Origin of the sequence: Collinsella sp. TF12-2AT (genome assembly GCF_003436735.1) — a bacterium.
Classification (GTDB): domain Bacteria; phylum Actinomycetota; class Coriobacteriia; order Coriobacteriales; family Coriobacteriaceae; genus Collinsella.
Genome location: NZ_QSQK01000022.1, coordinates 1 through 6,255 on the forward strand (window position 1 = coordinate 1; position 6,255 = coordinate 6,255).

General features: G+C 57.9%; 8 protein-coding genes. All 8 read left to right on the forward strand.

What is annotated here, in order from left to right:
* The first annotated feature begins 184 nt into the window (after positions 1-184).
* Positions 185-673 carry a hypothetical protein gene (locus tag DXD24_RS09905; RefSeq protein ID WP_117646642.1) on the forward strand — a complete coding sequence of 163 codons (489 nt, stop codon included), beginning with the start codon at positions 185-187 and terminating at the stop codon, positions 671-673.
* 38 nt (positions 674-711) lie between these two features.
* On the forward strand, positions 712-1,479 hold the full coding sequence (locus DXD24_RS09910; RefSeq protein ID WP_117646643.1) for a GntR family transcriptional regulator: 768 nt from the start codon (positions 712-714) through the stop codon (positions 1,477-1,479).
* Positions 1,464-2,177, forward strand: coding sequence for a GntR family transcriptional regulator (locus tag DXD24_RS09915; protein ID WP_117646644.1), 714 nt, complete (start codon positions 1,464-1,466; stop codon positions 2,175-2,177). The genes DXD24_RS09910 and DXD24_RS09915 overlap by 16 nt, the downstream gene beginning before the upstream one ends.
* A gap of 193 nt (positions 2,178-2,370) precedes the next feature.
* Complete coding sequence (locus tag DXD24_RS09920) at positions 2,371-3,486, forward strand: SIS domain-containing protein (RefSeq protein WP_117646645.1); 1,116 nt, start codon at positions 2,371-2,373, stop codon at positions 3,484-3,486.
* Between the two features lie 60 nt (positions 3,487-3,546).
* Complete coding sequence (locus DXD24_RS09925; protein WP_117646646.1) at positions 3,547-4,608, forward strand: SIS domain-containing protein; 1,062 nt, start codon at positions 3,547-3,549, stop codon at positions 4,606-4,608.
* Positions 4,609-4,654: 46 nt separating this feature from the next.
* Positions 4,655-5,074 (forward strand): PTS sugar transporter subunit IIA, encoded by a 420-nt coding sequence (locus tag DXD24_RS09930; RefSeq protein WP_035137739.1) that lies wholly within the window; start codon positions 4,655-4,657, stop codon positions 5,072-5,074.
* A gap of 57 nt (positions 5,075-5,131) precedes the next feature.
* Positions 5,132-5,614, forward strand: coding sequence for a PTS sugar transporter subunit IIB (locus DXD24_RS09935; protein WP_117646647.1), 483 nt, complete (start codon positions 5,132-5,134; stop codon positions 5,612-5,614).
* 60 nt (positions 5,615-5,674) lie between these two features.
* Positions 5,675-6,255: PTS sugar transporter subunit IIC (locus DXD24_RS09940; protein ID WP_147326364.1), on the forward strand; the 581-nt coding region annotated here is incomplete at its 3' end.

Consider the following 6,255-nt stretch of genomic DNA (forward strand, 5'->3'; position numbering starts at 1 on the left):
CCTGCTTTGTTTTGAGAAGTTCGCGGAGCCCACTTCTCAAAACAAAGCAGGCACCCCGGCCCTCGTCCGTACGTATTCTCCGCTGGGCGAGCCGTAGGCGCCGCGCACCGATGCGCTAAAGTGACGGCTTGAAATTGGTGCTATATTTAGCTCGAGTTGTTAAGTGTTAGTACGGGAGGCTGATATGGGGCTGTTCAAGAAGAAAAACCCGCAGGATGCCTTTGATTCCGATGTGTTTACCATCACGGATACGATTTTGGACCCGCCGCGGTTTACATTTTTGCCGGCTATCTACCAGGATGCCACGCGCCGCAAGTGGGCTGTGCATCAACGCGGTGGCGAGCCGAAGATTTTTGACTATGCGGACGTGTTGCAGTGCGAAGTGGCCGAGGCGGGCGATCCGGAGGCCGAAGAAGCGGTCTCTAAACAGGAATTTGCCCAGCGTATCCTGGCAAATCCTGCCAAGGCGGCGAAAATAAACGCTGCCAAGCGTAATATGTGTCTTGGTATGGGCGTTGTTGTGGCGGTTCAGACGGGAAAAGACGAGGTTTCCAAATTAGAGATTCCCGTTATGACCGACGAAGTCAAACGCGATTCAAGTCTATATAAGTCGTATCGGAATGTCGCCGAGAAGATCAAGGCCGAATTTGATGCCATGGGAGGGCTGGCCTAATTTTGGCGGCATACGTTTCTGAATGAGGAGTCTGTGCAATGGCAGGCGAATCTTATGCAATTCCCCCCAACGATCGTGCTGTTGAGGGAATTCTTTGGTATATCCAGCACCATCAGCTTGCCGGCGGCGATCGCCTGCCGGCCGAGCGCGTGCTGTGCGAAGAGATTGGCGTTTCGCGTACGGCGTTGCGTGCCGGTATCACGCGGCTTATCTCGTGTGGAACGCTCGAGAGCCGTCGCGGATCGGGCACGTATGTGTGTCCTCCCAAGCCGCTGAACATCTTCCAGGAAACGTATAACTTTTCCGATGCTGTGCGGACTGCCGGCCTGCACCCCTCTTCTCGTCTGGTTTCCACCGGGACCATCGAGGCGGATGAGGCGCTTGCCGACAAGCTTGGGGTGGCTGTAGGCGCTCCCTTGCTCCGCATGCAGCGCGTTCGACTTATTGAGGGCGAGCCGGCGTCAATCGAGACCGCTCACGTTAACCTGTCCCTGTGCCCATCGCTTCCCGAGCACGATTTTGAGTGTGAGAGCCTTTACGATGTCTTGCTCAAAGAAGGTGGCGTGCGTGTTGAGCATGGACGTGAGCATATCTCCATCTCGCGTTTGAACGCCGAAGAGGCCGAGCTGCTCCAGCAAAAAGAGGGGACGCCGGTGTTCTATGAGAGCACGATCGAATTTGATAAGGACATGCGTTTTGTGGAGCATTGCAAATCGGTGATTTTGCCCACAAAGTTCCGCTTTGCCGATAACGGTGAAAAGAACGGCATGAGGAGCGTGGCAGGTGAACAATGGCTGAAACAGTAGATGCCACCCCGGTTTATATGCGCATACGACGTCGCATTGAAGAGCGTATCGAACGCGGTATATATCCCACGGGTTCCATGATTCCGTCCGAAAAAGACCTCGCCGAGGAATTTGGTACGACACGCTTGACCATTCGAAGTGCTGCCGATGAGCTGGTTCGGCGCGGGCAGATTCGACGCGTCCGCGGAAAGGGCGCGTTTGTGGCGCAGAAAGTGCCCGTTGCCTACGAACGAACAGGAGGCTTTCGCGAGTCGGTTCGTGCTTCGGGCGGCGAGCCGTCCGTCCGCATCCTCGCGCGTTCCAAGCGTTATGCGGGCCCATATTATGCCAACCTGTTTGGCATTGCCGAGGACGATTTGCTGTATTCGATTCGGCGTTTGAACTGCGTCAACGGCGATCCCGTATCGATTGAGATGGCGTTCATTCCGTGCCTGCTGTTTCCCACAATCGAAAATATTGACGTTTCGGTCTTCAGTTTGTACGAGACCTATGAGATGCTGGGCCGAAAGCCGGTCATGGCGCAGGAGAAGCTCGATATCGAAGCACTGGGCGCGCGAGATGCCGGCCTGCTTGGACTGGAGCAGGGCGATCTTGCCTTGACGCTTGAGTGCGTGAGCTTCGATGCGAGCGGCCAGGCGATCGAGTACGTCAAGTCGTTTAGCCGCGGCGATGCGGGCGGCTACACCTATACGTACTAGCTGGGGCTTTGCATCGCGCGCGGTAACAGCCGGTCTGTTTGGGCAATTTGACCGACTGTATATACAACCTTACATGGCGCAAAATCGACCGTTCACCGAAGGGGATAAATTAATCGACAAAGAGGTATCAAAAAGCCGTAACCTGTAACTGTGATTGGTATCAAATACTAATGATTTGTTACGAGGTGAGACGATGAAGATGCTCGATTACGTTCAGCTTGCCCATGTGCGTATGGGAGAGAACCTCGAGCGTTCGTCTGAGCTGGTAGCGCAGCTCGTTGATATTTTCCAGTCCGGTTCTTTTGACGCACTGCGCATCGTTGCTTCGGGTTCGTCGCGCCATGCCGCCGATTGCGCCCGCGATTACCTGCAAGATGCGCTGCAGATGCAGGTGTCCGTTGTGACGCCCGAGGCCTTCGTCGATTTTGAACACACCTATCCACAGCATGCGCTTAACATCGCCGTCTCGCAGAGTGGCTATTCGACCAATACGATTGCGGCGCTCGATTACATGCGCGCACACGATATGGCTGCAGTTGCGCTCACGGCAAACGTCGAGGCACCCATCAAGGAACACGCTGACATCGTTCTTGACTACGGTGTGGGCGTCGAGTCGGTGGACTTTGTGACTCTGGGCGTCGAGGTTCTCGTTGAGTACCTGGTGCTCTTTGGTATTTACGGCGGTCAGGCGCGCGGAACGATTGACGCCAAGGGCGTTGCCCAGCGTCTTGACGACCTGCGCGAGGCTATCCAGGCCAATGCCGTGATGTGCAAGACCGCCGAGGCATATGTCCAAGACCACATGCTCGAGCTTTCTGAGCACACGCCCGCTATGGTCGTCGGTAACGGCCCCAACTATGGTGTTGCCGAGGAGGCAGCGCTCAAGCTGAGCGAGACCATCAAGATTCCTGCCATGCATCACGAAGGCGAGGAGTTCGTCCACGGTCCCGAGATGCAGATCGTTCCGGGCTATCTGGTGTTTATTGTCGACGATTCGAAGGGGTCGGAGCGTCTTGCGAATATCGCCGATGCGCTATCGAACGTTACGACAAAAACGGTGCTGCTCACGGCCCATCCCAAGGGTGGGGCTCACGAGGTTGTGGTGCCTCAGGTGGCTCCGCTGCTCAGCGCAATTCCCAATCTCGTGTTCTTCCAGACGATTGCGGCAATAATCGCCGAGCGTCTGAAGTCATGGGACGTTCACCCGTATCTCGATGCTGTCTCCAAGCAAATGGAGGTCAAGGCGGAGGGCTACGAAGAGTCAGTCAATGCGCTTAAGGCCAAAGCGGCTGAGTGTTACGGAATGTAAGCGGGTTTTGATGCCCGTTGGCATGGGGGATGTGGAAACAACCCCAGAAAGGAGAGAAAAATGAAGGAAACCGAGAAGATCGAGATCATGCATTTCGACCAGGAGGGCTACCTCGAGGACGGCAAGGCGCTCTACGAGACCGGCAAGAAGATGACCGCGCTCGCCGACAAGGTCGCCGACGAGGGCTACGACGCCGTGTTCCTGATGGGCGTCGGCGGCACCTGGGACGAGCTCATGCAGCTCGAGTACCTCATGAACAAGTTCGGCGACCGCGACCTCGAGGTCTACCTGATCCACGCCGCCGAGTGGAACGTCATGGGCCACAAGCGCATGACCGAGAAGTCCGTCGTGCTCACCGCCTCCGAGTCCGGCACCACCCCCGAGGTCCTCGAGGCCGTCAAGAAGATGAAGGGCATGGGCGTGCGCGTCTACGCCATGACCAAGCCCGAGGGCCCCATCGGCCAGGCTGTCGGCGCCGAGAACTGCGTCGCCATGGCTTCTGACCATGGTTCGGGCGGCTGCGAGAAGGGCTACTACCTCGCCGACTGCTTCGGCCTGCGCCTGCTCAACCGCCGCGGCTGCTTCCCCAAGTTCGATCTGTTTATCGAGCAGACCAAGGACATCTGGAAGGACATGCTCGATATCCGCAAGCGCTTCGAGCCGCGCGCCGAGGAGCTCGCCAAGAAGTACGCCCTGGCCCCCTACACCATGTTCATCGGCTCCGGCGCCCTGTGGGGCGAGACCATCCTGTTCTCGATGTGCATCCTCGAGGAGATGCAGTGGAAGCGCACCCGCTACATCACCTCGGCCGACTTCTTCCACGGCACCCTCGAGCTCGTGGAGCCTGGCGTCCCCGTGTTCCTGTTCATGGGTGAGGACGAGAACCGCAAGCTCGACGAGCGCGTCCGCGCGTTCCTGACCCGCGGCGTGACCGGCGACACCGACATCAACATCATCGACACCGCCGAGTTCGCGATCCCCGGCCTTGACGACGAGTTCCGCGCCATCGTCTCCCCGTGGATTCTGACGGTGCTCGTGACCGACCGTCTGGCTCGCTACTACGAGACGGTCACCAAGCACAACCTCAACTACCGTCGCTACTATCACCAGTTCGACTACTAAAGAAAACGGGTGCGGGAACGTGCCGGGCTATTGAGAGGAACACAGAATGAGACAGTACATCATCGCCAGCCATGCGCACTTCGCTACCGGCATCAAGGAGAGCGTCGAGCTGCTCTCGGGCGCTCGCGACAACGTCCACGATCTTTCGATGTTCGTCGATGGCCGCATGGACGTGGCTGAGGAGGCCCAAAAACTGCTGGCGGGCATGTCTGCCGACGATGATGTCGTTGTCTGCACCGACCTCTTTGGCGGCAGCGTCAACAACGAGTTCACCAAGATCGTCCAGACGCGTCCCCGCACGTACCTCGTTACCAACATGAACCTTCCTCTGCTCATCCAGCTGCTGTTCTCTGACGAGTCGGCGCCGGTTGAGGAGACGATTCGCGCCATCGTCGCTGCGGATGATACGCGCGTGAAGTTTGTCAACGACCTGTTGGTCGATGACGACGAGGAAGAAGAGTTCTAATCCGCAGCACCTACTGACACGCCGTAAGACGGCACAAGACCTTTGGGGGGTCACATTATGATTCAGCTACTTCGCGTCGACCATCGCCTGCTTCATGGCCAGGTCGCGGTCTCTTGGGTCCAGGGCCTTGGCTCCAACTGCATTTTCTGCGTGGGCGATAAGGTCGCCAACGACCCGGTGTGGAAGACGACGCTCAAGATGGGCAAGCCTGCCGGCTGCAAGCTCGTCATCAAGGATATGGCGAATGCCATCGAGGCCATTAACTCGGGTGTGACTGACAAATACAAGATGATCATCTGCGTCGCCACTATCGCTGAGGCAAAGCAGCTTGTTGAGGGCTGCCCGCAGATCAAGTCGGTCAACCTGGGCAACACCAAGCCCAAGGACGAGAAGCGTCCCGATGCTCGTCAGGTCTCTCGTCAGATCTTCCTGACCGCGGCCGAGGAAGCCGATGTGCGCGAGATGCTGGATCGTGGCGTTGAGGTCGAGATTCGACCCCTGGCCGATGACCCCAAGGTTGACTGCGCCAGCGTGCTCTAGGCGTTCAAATTCGAAGAGCCTGCGGGTTCTTCGTAGTGTCCTATATGGAAAGGGGGATGTATGCTTACCCAAGCAATCCTCATCGGACTTATCGCCGCATTTGGTAAGTTCGACTGCCAGCTCGGTACGCTCTATGCGTTCCGCCCCATCGTCCTGTGCCCGCTCGTGGGCCTGGTGCTGGGGGACCTGCAGTCCGGTCTCGCGATCGGTGCGAGCCTGGAGCTGCTGTTCATGGGCTCGATCTCCATCGGCGCCTACGTGCCGCCTGATGAGACGATCGGCGGCGTGCTCGCCTGTGCCTTCGCTATCCAGCTGGGCCAGAGCACCGAGGCAGCCATCGCGCTCGCTATGCCCATCGCCACGCTGTGCCTTGCCATCAAGAACATCCTCAACACCGCCCTGCCGATTTTGGTTGACCGCGCCGATGTTTTCTCTGCCCAGGGCAACCTTAAGGGCGTCTATGCGATGCACTTCCTGATCGGTTCCACCGGTATCATCATGGCGTTCCTGTTGTGCTCGCTGTCGTTCTATCTGGGTGCTGACGCTATCCAGGGCGTGCTCGACTTTATCCCCGACTTTGTCCTTGCTGGCTTTGGCGTTGCCGCCAACATCCTGCCTGCCATGGGCTTCGCCATGCTCGG

Bases quoted from the DNA above. Each gene is read 5' to 3' on its own strand.
- DXD24_RS09910 (WP_117646643.1), top strand. From the start codon at position 712: ATGGCAGGCGAATCTTATGCAATTCCCCCCAACGATCGTGCTGTTGAG.
- DXD24_RS09930 (WP_035137739.1), top strand. From the start codon at position 4,655: ATGAGACAGTACATCATCGCCAGCCATGCGCACTTCGCTACCGGCATC.
- DXD24_RS09905 (WP_117646642.1), top strand. From the start codon at position 185: ATGGGGCTGTTCAAGAAGAAAAACCCGCAGGATGCCTTTGATTCCGAT.
- DXD24_RS09935 (WP_117646647.1), top strand. From the start codon at position 5,132: ATGATTCAGCTACTTCGCGTCGACCATCGCCTGCTTCATGGCCAGGTC.
- DXD24_RS09915 (WP_117646644.1), top strand. From the start codon at position 1,464: ATGGCTGAAACAGTAGATGCCACCCCGGTTTATATGCGCATACGACGT.
- DXD24_RS09920 (WP_117646645.1), top strand. From the start codon at position 2,371: ATGAAGATGCTCGATTACGTTCAGCTTGCCCATGTGCGTATGGGAGAG.
- DXD24_RS09925 (WP_117646646.1), top strand. From the start codon at position 3,547: ATGAAGGAAACCGAGAAGATCGAGATCATGCATTTCGACCAGGAGGGC.